18 protein-coding genes are annotated in these 15,356 nt (G+C 72.4%); 5 read left to right on the forward strand and 13 right to left on the reverse strand.

What is annotated here, in order from left to right:
- Positions 1-53 precede the first annotated feature (53 nt).
- Complete coding sequence (locus ACIP5O_RS30190; protein WP_401298851.1) at positions 54-1,301, forward strand: hypothetical protein; 1,248 nt, start codon at positions 54-56, stop codon at positions 1,299-1,301.
- A 106-nt stretch (positions 1,302-1,407) separates the two neighbouring features.
- Complete coding sequence (locus ACIP5O_RS30195; RefSeq protein WP_401298854.1) at positions 1,408-3,000, forward strand: alpha/beta fold hydrolase; 1,593 nt, start codon at positions 1,408-1,410, stop codon at positions 2,998-3,000.
- Positions 3,001-3,037: 37 nt separating this feature from the next.
- Here the strand turns inward: ACIP5O_RS30195 and ACIP5O_RS30200 are convergent, their stop codons facing one another.
- The 9 genes from ACIP5O_RS30200 to ACIP5O_RS30240 form a co-directional block, all read right to left on the reverse strand.
- On the reverse strand, positions 3,038-3,898 hold the full coding sequence (locus ACIP5O_RS30200; protein WP_401298857.1) for an amino acid ABC transporter permease: 861 nt from the start codon (positions 3,896-3,898) through the stop codon (positions 3,038-3,040).
- On the reverse strand, positions 3,895-4,539 hold the full coding sequence (locus ACIP5O_RS30205) for an amino acid ABC transporter permease (protein ID WP_401298859.1): 645 nt from the start codon (positions 4,537-4,539) through the stop codon (positions 3,895-3,897). The genes ACIP5O_RS30200 and ACIP5O_RS30205 overlap by 4 nt, the downstream gene beginning before the upstream one ends.
- Before the next feature lie 19 nt (positions 4,540-4,558).
- The gene (locus ACIP5O_RS30210; RefSeq protein WP_401298862.1) at positions 4,559-5,476 is read right to left on the reverse strand and encodes a glutamate ABC transporter substrate-binding protein; all 918 of its coding nucleotides are present in this window, start codon (positions 5,474-5,476) and stop codon (positions 4,559-4,561) included.
- Positions 5,477-5,489: 13 nt separating this feature from the next.
- A complete protein-coding gene (locus ACIP5O_RS30215) occupies positions 5,490-6,236 on the reverse strand; it encodes an amino acid ABC transporter ATP-binding protein (RefSeq protein ID WP_401298865.1) in 747 nt (248 codons plus the stop codon).
- Positions 6,237-6,374: 138 nt separating this feature from the next.
- Complete coding sequence (locus ACIP5O_RS30220) at positions 6,375-6,818, reverse strand: DUF6278 family protein (protein WP_401298868.1); 444 nt, start codon at positions 6,816-6,818, stop codon at positions 6,375-6,377.
- A gap of 68 nt (positions 6,819-6,886) precedes the next feature.
- Entirely contained in the window at positions 6,887-7,666 is a 780-nt protein-coding gene (locus ACIP5O_RS30225) for an exodeoxyribonuclease III (RefSeq protein WP_401298871.1), read from the reverse strand.
- A gap of 48 nt (positions 7,667-7,714) precedes the next feature.
- Positions 7,715-8,347 carry an MBL fold metallo-hydrolase gene (locus ACIP5O_RS30230; protein ID WP_401298874.1) on the reverse strand — a complete coding sequence of 211 codons (633 nt, stop codon included), beginning with the start codon at positions 8,345-8,347 and terminating at the stop codon, positions 7,715-7,717.
- 9 nt (positions 8,348-8,356) lie between these two features.
- Positions 8,357-9,616: an alpha/beta fold hydrolase gene (locus ACIP5O_RS30235; RefSeq protein ID WP_401298877.1), complete on the reverse strand. Its 1,260-nt coding sequence runs from the start codon at positions 9,614-9,616 to the stop codon at positions 8,357-8,359.
- A 177-nt stretch (positions 9,617-9,793) separates the two neighbouring features.
- On the reverse strand, positions 9,794-10,165 hold the full coding sequence (locus ACIP5O_RS30240; protein WP_401298879.1) for a winged helix-turn-helix transcriptional regulator: 372 nt from the start codon (positions 10,163-10,165) through the stop codon (positions 9,794-9,796).
- Between the two features lie 81 nt (positions 10,166-10,246).
- On the opposite strand from ACIP5O_RS30240, the gene ACIP5O_RS30245 reads away from it, so the two are divergent.
- From ACIP5O_RS30245 to ACIP5O_RS30255, 3 genes are all read left to right on the forward strand, one after another.
- Positions 10,247-10,657 (forward strand): RidA family protein, encoded by a 411-nt coding sequence (locus tag ACIP5O_RS30245; protein WP_401299084.1) that lies wholly within the window; start codon positions 10,247-10,249, stop codon positions 10,655-10,657.
- A 292-nt stretch (positions 10,658-10,949) separates the two neighbouring features.
- Positions 10,950-11,552, forward strand: coding sequence for a hypothetical protein (locus tag ACIP5O_RS30250; protein ID WP_401298882.1), 603 nt, complete (start codon positions 10,950-10,952; stop codon positions 11,550-11,552).
- Complete coding sequence (locus ACIP5O_RS30255; RefSeq protein ID WP_401298885.1) at positions 11,549-12,538, forward strand: nucleotidyl transferase AbiEii/AbiGii toxin family protein; 990 nt, start codon at positions 11,549-11,551, stop codon at positions 12,536-12,538. Before ACIP5O_RS30250 ends, ACIP5O_RS30255 begins: the two co-directional genes overlap by 4 nt.
- Here the strand turns inward: ACIP5O_RS30255 and ACIP5O_RS30260 are convergent.
- Genes ACIP5O_RS30260 through ACIP5O_RS30275 form a run of 4 tightly spaced genes read right to left on the reverse strand, consistent with a single transcriptional unit; the run spans position 12,535 to position 15,026 of the window.
- On the reverse strand, positions 12,535-12,939 hold the full coding sequence (locus ACIP5O_RS30260) for a PRC-barrel domain-containing protein (protein ID WP_401298888.1): 405 nt from the start codon (positions 12,937-12,939) through the stop codon (positions 12,535-12,537). The genes ACIP5O_RS30255 and ACIP5O_RS30260 overlap by 4 nt on opposite strands.
- Positions 12,926-13,372, reverse strand: coding sequence for a hypothetical protein (locus ACIP5O_RS30265; protein WP_401298891.1), 447 nt, complete (start codon positions 13,370-13,372; stop codon positions 12,926-12,928). The genes ACIP5O_RS30260 and ACIP5O_RS30265 overlap by 14 nt, the downstream gene beginning before the upstream one ends.
- A complete protein-coding gene (locus ACIP5O_RS30270) occupies positions 13,372-14,601 on the reverse strand; it encodes an NRAMP family divalent metal transporter (RefSeq protein WP_401298894.1) in 1,230 nt (409 codons plus the stop codon). Before ACIP5O_RS30270 ends, ACIP5O_RS30265 begins: the two co-directional genes overlap by 1 nt.
- On the reverse strand, positions 14,598-15,026 hold the full coding sequence (locus ACIP5O_RS30275; protein WP_401298897.1) for a hypothetical protein: 429 nt from the start codon (positions 15,024-15,026) through the stop codon (positions 14,598-14,600). The genes ACIP5O_RS30270 and ACIP5O_RS30275 overlap by 4 nt, the downstream gene beginning before the upstream one ends.
- Between the last annotated feature and the right edge of the window lie 330 nt (positions 15,027-15,356).

Raw genomic sequence — 15,356 nt, forward strand, 5'->3', positions numbered from 1 at the left:
GCACAGTTCGCGAGCCTTGTCCGGTCCCTCCTCCGGCTTCCAGAATCGCCGTCATGAATCACTCCGGGAACATCAGTCAGAACATCGATCAGGACGCGGTCCTGCGGGCGAGGACGATGCTGCTCGGATCGGGCAGGCTCAGCCTGACCGAGGAGTTGGGGGCGTACCGAATCCTGGCGGAGGTGAGCCCGGCGGCCTATCTGCCGAAGCTCGTCGGAGCACTGCTCTCGTACGGGTCCGGGGCGAGCCACGGGCACGACATGGAGCGGAGGCTGGCGCTGCGCGCGGAGGCCCTCGACACGGCCCGGCGCATCGACGCCGACCACCCGAAGAGGACGGAGGTGCTCACCGACGCCCTGAAGCACTACGGACACGCGCTCATCCAGTCGGGGCGGCGGGCCGAGGGGCGGGCCGCGTACGAGGAGATGGCCGCGGTCGGGCGGGACGGCTTCGAGCGGGGACAGGTGAAGCACCCGTCGTACGGAAGCGGCCGGCTGGCGGTCGTACTGGCCGAGGAGGGGCGCCACGGGGAGGCGGCGGACCTCCTGCCGCAGGGCAACCGCTCGCACAGGGACTTCTTCTTCTGGTCCGTGGTCGAGAAGACGGCGGAACTGGAGGCGGCCGGCCGGCGGGAGGAGGCGGTGGAGGTCTTCACCGACCTCGTGGACGACACGAGGAAGGAGCGGAGACAGAACCTCCTGGTGTGGGAACTCGTACACCGCTCCCGGATGCTGGACGCCGCCGGGCGGCACGGGGAGGCCGGCGCGGACCGGTGGGAGGCCCTGTCGGTCCTCACCCGGCTCGCCGATCCCGACGCGTCCGAACGCCAGGACGGGCTTCACTCCTGGTGGAACGTCCTGCACGGCCTGTCGGCCCGGGCGGTGGAGCCGGACGGGTCCCCGGACGCCCCGATGCCGGCGTTCGGCAACTCGCTCCTCCACTGGTCGTGGGACGTACGGACGGCCTACTTCGACGGCATCCCCGCCCTGGAGGCCGAGGCCGCGCGCCTCTCGGCGGCGGGGCGGCTCACCGAACTCGCGACCGTGCACCACCGGCTGACCGTACGGTCCACCCTGATGTGGACCGACCGCACCCACCTGTTCGAGGAGCCGCTCCGGCCGCTCTTCGACGAGGAGGTGGCGCTCGCCCGGCGTTCGGCACGGGAACTCCCCCGGGCCCTGACCGACCGGGCGATGTTCTTCGTCGCGGCCGAGCGGTACGAGGAGGCCCGCGCGGACTTCGCGGAGGCCGTGGGCCTGCTCGACGGCACCGACCGGGCGCCAATCGTTACCGCCACGTAACTTACCGAGGAGTTACCTCCGGTAAGTCTCCGCCGTTACCGTCGGGTCACTTTCACTGCCCCCCCATCGCCGACCACCCATCGGCGCCCCCAGTGAGGAGTGCCCCGTGCGCACATCCCTGGTCCTCGCCGTCTCGGCCGCGCTCGTGGCCGGGACGGCCCTCGGGCTCGCCCCCGCCGCCCAGGCGGCTCCGGCCTCTCCGGCCTCTCCGGTCGCGGAGGCCGGTGCCGCCGACTCGGCCGGCATCCGCTTCGTCGACATCCCCGGTGAGGGCGGCACCGTCCTCAAGGCGAACGTCCTCACCCCCGCCGGGTCCGCACCCGGCGCCCGCCACCCCCTGATCGTGCTGCCCACCAGCTGGGCCATGCCCCAGATCGAGTACCTCGTCCCGGCCCAGAAGCTCGCCGACTCCGGTTACGTCGTGGTGAGTTACAACTCGCGCGGCTTCTGGCAGTCCGGCGGGGAGATCGAGACCGCGGGCCCCAAGGACGTCGCCGACGCCTCCAAGGTGATCGACTGGGCCCTCGCCCACACCCCGGCCGACCCCGCCCGGGTGGGCATGGGAGGCGTCTCGTACGGCGCCGGAATCAGCCTGCTCGCCGCCGCGCACGACCCGAGGGTCAAGGCCGTCACCGCGCTCAGCGGCTGGGCCGACCTCATCGAGTCCATCTACAGCGGCCGGACCCAGCACCTCCAGGCCGCCGCCCTGCTCGGCGGCGCCGGGTACCTCACCGGCCGCCCGGGACCCGAACTCAAGGAGGTCCTGGGCGACTTCCTCTCCTCCAACCTGGCCAAGGAGGGGGACATGATCGCCTGGGGCGCCAAGCGCTCCCCCGTGACGTACCTGGACCGCATCAACGCCAACGGCGCCGCGATCATGCTCGGCAACGCCTGGGGCGACACCATCTTCCCGCCCAACCAGTACGCGAGCTTCTACGAGAAGCTGACCGGCCCCAAGCGCCTGGAGTTCCGCCCCGGCGACCACGCCACCGCCGAACTGACCGGTCTCTTCGGACTGCCCAACGACACCTGGACCAACGCGCAGCGCTGGTTCGACCGCTACCTCAAGGGCGCCGACAACGGCATCGACCACGAGCGGCCCGTCCAGCTCAAGTCCCGCTCGGACAACGGCTACGAGGGCTACCCGGACTGGAAGTCCGTCAACGCGAACCAGAGGAAGTTCGACCTCGGCGGTACGCAGCGGGTGTGGGCGAACGTCGACTCGGGCGCCAACGGCGGGGTCACCCTGCTCACCAACGCCCTGGACCAGTTCCTCCGCACCCCGCCCGTCGTCTCCGTCCCCCTCCTCCCCCGCTCCTTCGCCGGCGTCTGGCAGTCCGAGCGGTACGACACCGCGCAGCGGGTGCGCGGCACGGTGGAGGTGCACACCACGGTCGCCTCCACGAAGGAGAGCGGCACCCTCGTCGCGTACCTCTACGACGTGGGCCCGCTCGGCGTCGGCAAGCTGGTGACCAACGCCCCGTACACCTTCCACGGGAAGACCCCGGGACAGCCGTTCGGCGTCGACCTGGAGCTGTTCTCCACGGCGTACGACGTGCCCGCCGGGCACCGGCTCGCGCTGGTCGTCGACACCGTCGACCCGCTCTACATCGAGCACAACCCGACCGGCGCGCAGCTGACCTTCTCCTCCCCGGCCGCCGACCCGTCGTACGTGTCGGTGCCGCTGCGGGAGGAGTGATCTCCGGCTGCCGCCGGGCGGGTGCGGCTCGTACCCGTCACCGCCGTCCCGGCGGCGGCCCTCCCGGTCCGGCCGGAGCGACGTCCACGGCCTTCGTCCTCGGGTCGCGGCGCTCCCGCCGGGCCACCCAGGTGGCGCACCAGGAGAGCAGCATGCACATCCCGATGTAGATCGGCGAGACGACGAGCACGACGGGGATGAACGGCAGGTCGTAGTCGAGGTTGGACGCGATCAGCTTGCCCGCGTGCAGGAACTCCTCGTAGGTGATGAGGAATCCGAGCGAGGTGTCCTTCAGTGCCACCACGAGCTGGCTGATGATGGCGGGGAGCATCGCGCGGACGGCCTGGGGCACCAGGACGTGGGTCATCACCTGCGTCTTGCGCATGCCGAGCGCGTACGCGGCCTCCCCCTGTCCGCGGGCGACGGAGTGGACGCCGGTGCGGAACACCTCGGCGAGCACGGAGCCGTTGTAGAGGGTCAGTCCGGTGACCAGGGCGGGCAGCGGCTGGACCTTCAGCGCCACGAAGACGAAGAAGATCATCACGAGGACGGGCATGGCGCGGAAGAACTCCACGAAGAGGGTGGAGGTCCAGCGCAGGGCGCGGTGTTCGGAGAGGCGCCCGCAGGCCAGGAGGGCGCCGAGGGCGAGCGAGAGGACAGACGCGCAGGCGAAGGCCTTCAGGGTGTTGCCGAGCCCCCTGAGCAGCAGCTCCTGGATGCCCTCGTAGAGGAAGGGCGACCACTTGGCGGAGGTGAACTGGTCGGTGTCGAGGAGGAGGTACAGGATCCAGCCGGCCAGGGCCAGGATCACGACGGTGGAGGCGGTGCCGTAGAGGAGGTGGCGCCGCCGGGCGCCGGGCCCGGGGACGTCGTAGAGGGCGGTGGACTCGGTGGTCATCGGGCGACTCCCCAGCGCTTCTCCATGACGTGGAAGAGGGCGCTGATGGTGAGGGTGATGATCAGGTATCCGACGGCGATCCAGACGAAGGTCCAGACGATGTTGTAGCCGAGTTCGCTCAGCGTCTTGTAGGTGCCGAGGAGTTCGGTGACGCTGAACGCCCCCGCGATCGCCGAGTTCTTGGCGAGGGCGATGAGGGTCGAGCCGATGGGCGGGATGACGCTGCGGAAGGCCTGCGGCAGGACGACCGTGCCGAGGGTCCCGGTGAAGGTCATGCCCAGGCTGCGGGCCGCCTCGCCCTGGCCGCGCGGGACGGTGTTGATGCCGGAGCGCAGCACCTCGCAGACGAACGCCGAGGTGTAGCAGCCGAGGGCGAGGACCGCGAACAGCTGGAAGGGCAGGACGAGTCCGAAGCGGGGCAGTCCCAGCATGACCGCGAAGAAGAGCAGGGTCAGCGGGGTGTTGCGCAGGACGGTCACCCAGACCGTGCCGAAGACCCGGAAGGAGCCGACGGGCGCGACGCGGAAGGAGGCCATGACGAAGCCCAGGACGAGGGCGAGCGCCGAGGCGTAGACGGTGAGTTCGACGGTGCCGAGGAATCCCTTTCCGTAGAGCGAGAAGTTGTCGGTCAGGACGTCCATGTCGGAAGGCTCCTGCGGATCAGCCCGCGGGGTAGCGGTCGATGGCGGGCGGCGGCGGGGCGGGGACCCCGGAGAGGCCGAGGGTGGCGTCGTACGCCTTCTTCCAGTCGCCGTTCTTCTCGTGGGCGGCGACGGCGTCGTCCAGGGCGAAGCGCAGGGCGTCGTCGCCGCGCGGGACGCCGATGCCGTACGGCTCCTCCGAGAACGGCTTCCCGACCACCTTCAGCTCGTCGGGGACCTTGGCGGCGTAGCCGAGCAGGATCGTGTCGTCGGTGGTGACCGCGTCGACCTGGTAGGTCAGCAGGTTGTCCACGCAGGCGGAGTACGTGTCGTACGCGACGAGTTCGGCCTTCGGGTGGTCCTTCTCGATCCGCTGGTACGGGGTGGAGCCGGCGGCCGAGCAGACCCGCTTGCCGTCCAGGTCCTGGGGGCCCCGGATGTCCTTCTCGTCGGCGCGGACCAGGAGCGACTGCCCGGCCCGGTAGTAGGGCCCGGCGAAGCCGACGAGCTTCTTGCGGTTGTCGTTGATGGTGTACGTGCCGACGTAGTAGTCGATCTGGCCGTTCTGCAGGGCGGTCTCGCGGTTGGCGGAGGCGATCGTGCGGAACTCGACGCGGGCCGGGTCGAAGCCGAGGGAGGCGGCCATCATCCTGGCGATCTCGATGTCGAAGCCGGAGTAGCGGCCGGAGGCGGGGTCCTTCTCGCCCATGTAGGGCTGGTCCTCCTTGACGCCGACGACGAGCCGGCCGCGCTTCTTCGCCCGGTTCCAGGTGGGCGAGTCGGGCAGGGTGAAGTCCGACCGCACCTGGTAGACGGGGAGTTGGTCGGGCTGCGGGCCCTTGACGGGCGGGCTTCCTTCGCGGCCGCAGCCGCCGAGCGCCGCCGTCGCGGCGAGCAGCAGGGCGAGCGCGGCCAGGGTCCGGTGCGTACGCTGCATGGTTCCCACCCGGTCAGTGCTTGAGGATCTTGGAGAGGAAGTCCTTGGCGCGCTCGCTGCGCGGGGCGGTGAAGAACTCCTCCGGCGTGCGGTCCTCGACGATCCTCCCGTCGGCCATGAAGACGACCCGGTTGGCGGCGGAGCGGGCGAAGCCCATCTCGTGGGTGACGACCACCATCGTCATGCCCTCCCGGGCCAGTTGCCGCATGACCTCCAGGACCTCGTTGATCATCTCGGGGTCGAGCGCGGAGGTCGGCTCGTCGAAGAGGAGGGCCTTGGGGTCCATGGCGAGGGCGCGGGCGATGGCCACGCGCTGCTGCTGGCCGCCGGAGAGCTGGGCCGGGTACTTGTCGGCCTGCGCGGCGAGTCCGACCCGGTCGAGGAGGTCGCGCGAGCGCCGGTCGGCCTCCTCCTTCTTGCGCTTGCGGACCTTGATCTGCGCGAGGGAGACGTTCGCGAGGACGGTCTTGTGCCCGAAGAGGTTGAAGGACTGGAAGACCATGCCGACCTCGGCCCGCAGCCGGGCGAGCTCCTTGCCCTCCTCGGGGAGCGGCTGCCCGTCGATGAGGATCTCGCCCGACTCGACGCTCTCCAGGCGGTTCATCGCCCGGCAGAGGGTGGACTTGCCGGAGCCGGAGGGGCCGATCACGACGACGACCTCCCCGCGGCCGACGGTGAGGTCGATGGACTGGAGGACGTGCAACGTGCCGAAGTGCTTGTTGACGCCACGCAGTTCGATCAGCGGATCGTCGACGGCCATGCGCTGCCCTGCCCCCTTTCTCAGCGGTGTCGCGGTCCACGCAAACTATCCACCGGAAAAGGGACTTCAGGGACGACACGCACCAAACGGCAATAAGCCGTATTTACTGCGGAAGGGTGGCGCCGACGGGGGTGCGCGTCAGTACTCGGCGGCCTCCGCGTACACCTGGGAGAGCTGCGGCGCGCCCGTCATCGCCCAGTCGAGACCGGCCTCGACGACCTGGATCTCCCGGCCGGAGGCGAGCCGCACCACCGGGCCGCCGCCGGGACGCATCTGCCAGCGGGCGGCCGGGACGTTCCGGACGATCACCGTGCCGAGGTAGAGCCCGGCGTCGTTCCCGAACCAGGGCAGCTCCTCCGGGTCGTCCCGCCAGCGGGGCGGCAGCTGGTCGAGCGCCTGGAGCGAGCGCGGGGTGTCGTCGAGCGCCACCCCGGCCTCCGCGACCCGGGCGCGCAGCAGCTCGCACTCGGCGAACAGCTCGGCCATCCCGTCCGGGGCGCGGTCGAAGGCGGCGACCGGCGGGGTGGCCGGGGAGCCGGGGCGGTGCCGCTTGCGCCAACTGTCCAGAAACGGAATGTTCATCCGAACAGCCTCGCACCGGCACCTCCCGGTCCACCACTCGGCGCGCGGAGATCGTTTCCGGGCAGCCCTCAGACGTCGAGGTCGACGACGACGGGGGCGTGGTCCGAGGCGCCCTTGCCCTTGCGCTCCTCGCGGTCCACATAGCCGTCCGTGACCGCCTCGGCGAAGGGCTTGTTGCCGTAGACCAGGTCGATGCGCATGCCCTTGTTCTTCGGGAAGCCGAGCTGGCGGTAGTCCCAGTAGGTGAAGGGGTGGTCGTACTTGAGGGGGCGCGGGACCACGTCGCGCAGGCCGGCCTCGCGCAGGCCCGCGAGCGCGGCCCGCTCCGGCTCCGTCACGTGCGTGGCGCCCTCGAAGACGGTGATGTCCCAGACGTCCTCGTCGGCCGGCGCGATGTTGTAGTCGCCGAGGACCGCGAAGGGCCTGTCCCCCGCCGCGTCCTGCGCGACGGCCGCCCTGAGCGCCTCCAGCCAGCGCAGCTTGTAGGCGTAGTGCTCGTGAGTCACCTCGCGGCCGTTCGGCACGTAGACCGACCAGACGCGGACCGGGCCGCAGGTCGCGGAGACCGCCCGGGGCTCCTGCGCCCCGTCGTACTCCGGGCCGCCGGGCAGGCCCGTGACGACGTCGTCGAGGCCGACGCGGGAGAGCAGTGCGACGCCGTTCCAGCGACCGGTGGCGTTGACCGCCGACTCGTAGCCCAGTGCGCGCAGCTCCTCGGTGGGGAACTGCTCGGCGGTGCACTTGGTCTCCTGGATGCACAGCACGTCGGTGCCGCTGCTCTCCAGCCAGGCCAGGAGGCGGGGCAGCCGGGCGGTGATCGAGTTGACGTTCCAGGTGGCGATGCGCATGGGCGCCAGCCTACTGGCGGGCACCGACAACGGCCGGTCGCCGGCGTTCTAGACCTCGGTGGAGTTCCCGGGGGCGAGGCGGGAGTGGTCGGTGCCGCCGAGCTCCCCGATCTGACGGTCGTAGATCGGCCGGGCGAGGTCGGTGAGGAGGGCGTCGTGGATGTCGTACGCCCGGCGCGGCTTCAGCTCGCGCACGTAGTCGATGACCTCGGAGATCTTGTTCCAGGGGGCCATGACGGGGAGCAGCAGGGTGTCGACGGGGTGGTCGGGCACGGTGAGCGCGTCGCCGGGGTGGAAGACCGAGCCGTCGACGAGGTAGCCCACGTTGGTGATGCGCGGGATGTCCGGGTGGATCACCGCGTGCAGCTCGCCGTGGACCTGGACGTCGAACCCGGCGGCCGTGAAGGCGTCGCCGTGGCCGACGGTGTGCACCCGGCCGGGGAAGGCCGCCGAGATCCGTTCGGCGACGCTGCGCAGCGTCCAGATCTCGGCGGCCGGGTTGGCCTCCAGGGCGGCCCGCAGCCTGCCCTCGTCGAAGTGGTCGGCGTGCTCGTGGGTGACGAGCAGCGCGTCGGCCCCGAGGACCGCGTCCTCCTCGGTGAACCCGCCGGGATCGAGGACGAGCGTCCTTCCGTCCTTTTCGAGGCGGACGCAGGCGTGGGACTTCTTCGTCAGCTTCACGCCACCAGGCTACGCCGGGGGCGTGGTCTCCTCCGCGATGACGCGGGCGACGACGCGCAGGGCGGTCTCGGCGGCCGGGAGGCCGCAGTACACGCCCGCGTGGAGCACGATCTCGCGGATCTCGTCGGGCGAGAGGCCGTTGCGGAGGGCGGCCCGGGTGTGGTCCGCGAGGGCCTCCCGGTGGCCCCCGGCGAGGAGGGCGGTGAGGGTGACGGCGCTGCGGACGCGCCGGTCGAGGCCCTCGCGGCTCCAGACCTCGCCCCACTCGTACCGGTTGGCGAGTCCCTGGAGGGCCCCGTCGGGGTCCTCGGCGAGGGCCCGGTCCACCTGGGCGTCGCCGAGCACCTCGCGGCGCAGCCCGAGCCCCTTCTCGTACGGGTCGGGGCGCCCGTCCCCGGCGGGCTCGGCGACCGGGGCGGGGGCCGCGGGCTCGGCGGCGGGCGCCGGTCCCGCGGGGTGCGGCGGCACGGCCAGGGCGCCGCTGGTGTCCTGGGCCGTCCCGGCGAAGTGGTCGAGGAGCAGGTCGGTAACGGCGGCGGGCTGCTCGACGGGGGCGAGGTGGGAGGCGCCGGGGACGACGGCGAGCCGGGCGTCGGCGATGCCGGCGACGAGGGTGCGGGCCTCGGCGGGCCCGGTGACCTGGTCCTCGGAGCCGACGAGCACGAGCGCGGGGACGCCGATGCGGCCGAGGGCCTCGCGGACGTCGAAGACGGCGAGGGCCTCGCAGGCGGCGATGTAGCAGGCGGGGTCGGTCGTACGGACCATCTGCACGGCCCAGTCGACGATGGCGGGCTGGGCGCCGGCGAAGAGCGGCGTGAACCACTGCTCGGGGGCGGTGCGGGCCATCGGCTCCAGACCGTTGGCCCGCACGATGACGCCCCGCTGCCGGAACTCGTCGGCGGTGCCGAACCGGGGCGAGGTGGCGACCAGGGCGAGCGAGGCGACCCGGTGGGGCGCCCGCAGCGCGAGGTCGAGCCCGACGGCCCCGCCGAGGGAGCAGCCCGCGTAGCCGAAGCGCTGGACCCCGAGCGCGTCGAGGGTGGCCAGCAGCCGGTCGCCCAGCTCGGCGACGGAGCCGAAGGGCTGCGCGGGCGCGCCGCCGTGCCCGGGGAGGTCGAAGCGTACGATCCGCCAGTCCCGCGCGAGCTCGGGGATCTGCCGGTCCCACATGTGGAAGGTCGTGCCCAGGGAGGGCCCCAGGACCAGGACCGGCGCGTCCTCTCGTCCGTCGACGCGGTGCTGCAGGGTGTTCGGTGGTGTCTCGCTCACCCGCTAGACCCTCTCATCTCTCACGAGCCCTCACATCGCCGGGTCGAACCTAGCGCCTCCCGCCCCCGGGCGGACGCCGGATCCGGAACCGGCCGCCCGCGACCGACTCGCTTGTCGCGCCCCTGCGTCCGACGTGCACTGCGATCACGCCCGGGACGGCCTTCGGTCCTCGGCGCCTCACCTGGCGTCGAAGTCTTCTCGCGCCCGTTCGATCCGGGGCATGTACGTGCGCGCCCAGTCCAGGAGGACGTCGACGGGCGGACGCATGGTCTTTCCCAGCGGAGTGATCCGGTACTCCACCGCGACAGGTCTGTCGTTCACGACCTCGCGCTCGACGATGCCGTTGCGTTCCAGTCTGCGCAGGGTGGCGGTCAGCGATTTCTGCGTGACCGCGGGGATCGCGCGGCGCAGTTCGTTGAACCGGCGGGGTCCTTCGCACAGTTCGCCGAGCACGCTCAGCGACCACTTGTCCAGCACTTGGTCGAGCAGTTCGCGGTGCGGCGCCGCGATGCGGAGTCCGCCGTCGCGGGAAGGGGCGGTATCGCTCATGAAACCTGGTCTCGTTGAAGTGTCCTGCGTCTCCCAGGTATCAAAGGTATACCAATGGTCGTCATCGACGAGGAGACCGTCATGTCCGTTCGGCGCTTCACCCCCGAGGGCCTGTTGCGGCCCACGCCGTATCACCACGTCGCCGTCGGCACCGGCAGCAGACACGTCCACGTCAGCGGGCAGATCTCCGGTCTCGCCGACGGGGTGCCCGTCCCGGAGGGGGATCTCTCCGGGCAGGTCGCGCAGGCGCTGCGGAACACCGCGCACGGACTCGCGGGAGCCGGCGCGACGTTCGACGACGTGCTGCGGCTGACCTTCTACGTCACGCGGTGGGAGCCCGGGAAGATGGAGGCCTTCATGGCCGGGGTCGAAGGCGTCGCGGACGAGATCGGGCTGCCGCTGCCCCTTCCTCCGTCGTCGCTCATCGGCGTGGACTGCCTCTTCGTACCCGGCGTCCTCGTCGAGGTCGAAGCCACCGCCCTCGTCGACTGAACGTCCGCGCGGGTCCGTCCGCAGGCCGGCGGCCGTCTCTCCCGGCGGCTCACGGTCACCGGACCGACGTCCGGGCGGAGCCGGTTCTTCACGGTCTCACCCTCGGACACCCGTACGAACACCGGGGTGGGCGGCGTCCGGCGGAACCGGACCTCCTCGACGGTCGGCGCCCGGGGGGCCGCGTACCGTTCGGACGTCGTCGGCCCGGGGGGCGCGGAGAGCCGGTCCGGAAACCCGGGTGATCCTTCGGCGTCCCGTCTGTCAGACTCGCCGCGGTGAGCGGGGGTTCGAGATGTACGAGGTCGACGAGGTCGACGGCGTCTGCGAGACGCACGTGACGGTCCGGTGCCGGACCGAGGGGGAACGGGTCCGGCTCGAGGCGTGGGCGGCGGGCCGGGGGCTGAAGGTCACCACCATCGTCCTCGCCCGGGGCCGGACGCCGGTCCAGCCGATGCTGACCCTGCCCGGCAGGACCGGCCACCCGGCCGTGGTCGCCGGGCTGCGGGAGGCCGGTTTCGAGCCGGTGCGGGTCAAGGTCGAGACGGTGCCGTGGAGCACGGAGCCCGCGGGTCCCGGCGGGGGCTACTACGAGCACCACCTCAAGCTGGCGCTGCCCTCCGCGTACGACCGGGCCGCGCTCGAGGCGCTCGTCGTGCCGCACGGCGCCCACGTCTCGTGGAACGCCCGCCGGGTCCTGCCGGGGCCGGGCGGGCGGCACGAGCGCTTCGTGACCCAGCGGCACCCGGGGCCCGCGGACGCGGCGGGACGCGCCTGCGACGCGCTCGTCGCCGCGCTGGTCGCCGCCGGGCACGAACCGGTCGCCCAGGAGCGGGAGTTCGTCCTCTCCGACAGCGACCTGTCATGGGACGAGGGCTGGCTGGAGGAAGCCGTATGAACGAGGAACAGTGGACGCCGGCGATCCCGGACGGTCCGGGCACCGGCACGGAGCCCCGTGCCGACCACGTGCGCCGCAAGAACGACCTCCCGTCCACCCTGACCGCCGGCATCGGCGACGCGGCCGTCCGGCACCTCGTCTTCGACCCGGCCCTCAAGCACTTCGACGAGGCCTACCGGCCCGGCGACGGCGTCGTGGAGGATCCCGGGCTGCGGGCCCGCTGGCAGACCGCCCGGCGCGCGGCCCTGGACCTCGTCCTCGCGGCCGTCGCCGGGTCCCGGTGGGCCGACTCCCTCGTGCTGCGCGGCAGCATGCTGATGTCCGCCTGGTTCGGGGAGGCCGCCCGCGACCCGAAGGACATCGACTTCGTCGTCGTCCCCGAGACCTGGCGCATCGAGGAGCCGCGCACCCGCGCCCTGCTCGACGGCATCGCCGAGGCGGCGGAGCGCCTCGCGAGGGAGAGCGGTACGGAGCTGTCGATCCCGGCGGCCGGTGCCGTCTCCGAGTACATCTGGACGTACGAGCGGGTGCCCGGCCACCGTCTGGTCCTGCCGTGGACGGCCCCCGGGCTGCCCGGCGGCCAGGTCCAGCTCGACTTCGTCTTCCAGGAGCGCCTTCCGACCCCGCCCCGCCCGACCGGGGTCGCGGGCGTGCGCCTGTCGGCCGCGGACCGGGAGCTCTCCCTGGCGTGGAAGCTCGTGTGGCTGAGCTGCGACATGTACCCGCAGGCCAAGGACCTGTACGACGCGGTCCTCCTCGCCGAGAGCTGCGCCCTGCCGCTCGCCCTCCTGGAGACGGTCCTGCGCGAGGCGGACGAGTGGCCGGGGCGTCCCGACGAGCCCCTGAACCCCGGGATGTTCGAGAACGCCCTCCGCGAGGTCGACTGGACGGGCTTCGACCACGGCCACGCGGGCACCGAGGCGGAGCGGCGGGCCCTCGGCGCCCGTCTGACGGCCGCGCTCGCCCCGGTGTTCGGGACGTCCTAGGCCGTGTCCGGCCCCGATCCGCCGGACGGCTTCGTGGCGTTCCAGTCGTCGTGGGCGTCGGTCAGCGGGGCCAGTTCCTCGCCGGGCACGGCGAGCCGTACGGTTCCCGGGTCGCCGAGCCGGTCGGGCGGCTCGTGGGCGGCCACGGCCGGCCAGGGCGCCCAGCGGGCGTTGCGGGCGGCCCACCGGGCCAGCCGCGACAGCGGCCAGGGGCCGTCGACGGGCCGGTGGTCGTAGGCGATCAGCCGGCCGCGGGCGCGGGTGGCCACGACGAGGCCCTCGACCTTCAGGACGGCGCCCGCCGGGCCCGGGTGCTCGCGCAGCCGTACGTCGCTGACGTGCCCGATCTCCCGGCCGTCGCGGTCCCGGACGCGGGCCCCCATCAGATCAGCCAGACGCATGGCCGGCCCCCGGGAGTCGTCCGACGACGTTCTCGCGCGTCCAGTCCTCCAGGGCGTGCACCCCGACGTTCTCCTCCGGCAGGTCGACGCGGACCACCGCCCCGATGCCGGTGACGCGGCCGAAGTCCAGCCGGGCCGGGCCCTCGCCCTCGCCGACGCTCAGGCGCCGCTGCACCGCGGCGAGCCACCGGGCCGCCTTCCCGCCCAGACGCGGCGCGAGCGCGGCCGGTCCGACGAGGACGGCGGTGACCCGAGGGGGGCCGTCGGGGTCCGGTTCCAGCTCCAGGTCGTCGACCTTGCACACCGGCCGGTCGTCCCCGTCGACGACCTGCCGGTCCAGGAGGTGGAAGCGGGCGCTGTACGCGCGTCCCGCCCGCCGCTCCTCCGGCCCGCGCCGGTTCTCGTCGCGCGCGTTCTCGTCCTCGTCGGGCATCACAGGCCTGCCTTCGTCGCGATCATCAGCGGGATGGCGGCCACCGCCGCCACCAGGACGACGACGAGGTACAGGCCGCCCATCAGGTTGGCGAACCTGCCGTTCCTCGCCTCGCCCATGTACTCCGGGTCGTTGGCCACCACGAGGATGGGGAGGTAGGTCAGCGGCAGCGCGACCGCCGCGAAGACCAGCGAGTACTCGGTGACCATGACCGGGTCGACCCCTGTGAGGACCAGCATCATGCCCGCCACCAGGGCCACGATCACCACGGCGTGGAACCGCGACGCCGTCCGGGGGGCGGCCGTCTTCCCCCAGGTCCAGCCGAAGTACTGCGCCACGGTGTAGCCCGAGGACAGCGCCGTCTCCAGGGCCGCGCCGAACGTCGCCGCGAAGACGCCGATCAGGACGAGGCCGAGCCCGACCTTCCCGAGGGCGTAGCCCACCGGGAGCACGACCTGGGACAGGTGGTCCACCGCGATCCCCGCCGGGTGCAGCAGCAGCGCCGCCGCCGTCATGATCGACAGGGCGAGGAGCCCGCCGAGGGGGAAGCCGAGGAAGACGTTGATCCGGGCCGTGAGCAGGTCCTTGCGCTTCCACTTCTCCTCGATGCCGCCGGAGGAGAAGAAGAACACCTCGTACGGGGTCATGGCGCTCGCGAACAGGGCGATGGCGTAGTAGAAGTACGTCGGCAGGCCCTCGCCGCCGGGGACCTCGGGGTGCGTGACCCGTTCGAGGACGGAGCCCCAGGACGGGTCGAGCCGGAAGACGGCGACCACGAAGACCACCAGGGTGAGGCCGGCCAGGCCGAAGACCCGTTCCATGGTCTCGAACCGGGTCCGCCAGATCACCAGCCAGACCGCGAGGCCCACCAGCGGGATCCACAGCAGGTGGGCCACGGAGCTGATCAGCTCGATCGCGAGCGCCACGCCCGCGAGTTCCGCCGCCAGGGTCAGTCCCGTGACGAGGAGCGAGCCCACCAGGTTGGCGAGGGCCGTCCGCGGTCCCAGCCGCTCGCGGACCAGGTCGAAGGTGGGGCGTCCGGCGACGGCGGCGACCCGGCCCGCCATCTCCGCGTACACGCAGATGCCGACCACGCCGACGAGGAGCACCCAGACGAGGGAGAAGCCGAACCGGGCGCCCACGAGGGAGGAGGCGACGAGGTCGCCGATGTCCACGAAACCGCCGATGGCGGTCAGGATGCCGAGGGTGACGGCCAGGAGGCGTTTCACGACGACATCTCCTCCTCGAACCCTTCCAGCCGCTCGGCCGCCCCGCGCAGCTCCCCGGTGCGCTCCGCCAGTTCGCGCACCTCGCCGCGGCGGGCTCCGATGCGTACCTCCGCCAGCGCGTCCGCCGCGTCGTCGAGGAGGGTGCCGAGGCGTTCGCGCACGGCGTCGGCCGCCTCGCCCGGCGGCTGCCGGGACTCGAACGTCCCCTGGGCGGCGAGGAGGTCGGTCTCCGCCTCGCCGAGCAGCACCGACACGTACGGGCCGGTCAGCCGGCCCTCTCCTGCCGCCTCCACCGCGAGGCGGGCGGTGGACACCGCGGAGGCCGCGGCCTCCGCGGTGTTGGCCGCCTTGTGCCGGTAGTCCTCGTCCGAACGGGAGGACCCCGCACACCCGGCCACCGCCGCCACGACCACGAGCGTCACCACCCCGAGGGCCCCCGGCCGTCGTCCCCGCACCCGCACCGGCGCCCTCACCGGCCCCTCAGCACGAAATAGGCGCCCACGGCGAGCAGCAGCCCGAGCTGTGCCCACGCCGCGAGCAGCACCAGACCCTGATCCACAGGCATCACCCCACCACAGACGAAGGAGCCGATCTTGTACCCGTACGGGGGGAGGGAAACGTGTCGATGGTCCGCCCACTCGTTCGGACACCGCCCGCTCGTTCGGTCGCGGTCCGTTCGCGCGGTGCGGGGATGTCGCGTGGGATGGGAGCGGTGCCGAGTGAGGCGCCGGCCGCCGGGTAACCGGACGGGCACG

The organism is Streptomyces sp. NPDC088915 (assembly GCF_044749825.1).
GTDB lineage: Bacteria > Actinomycetota > Actinomycetes > Streptomycetales > Streptomycetaceae > Streptomyces.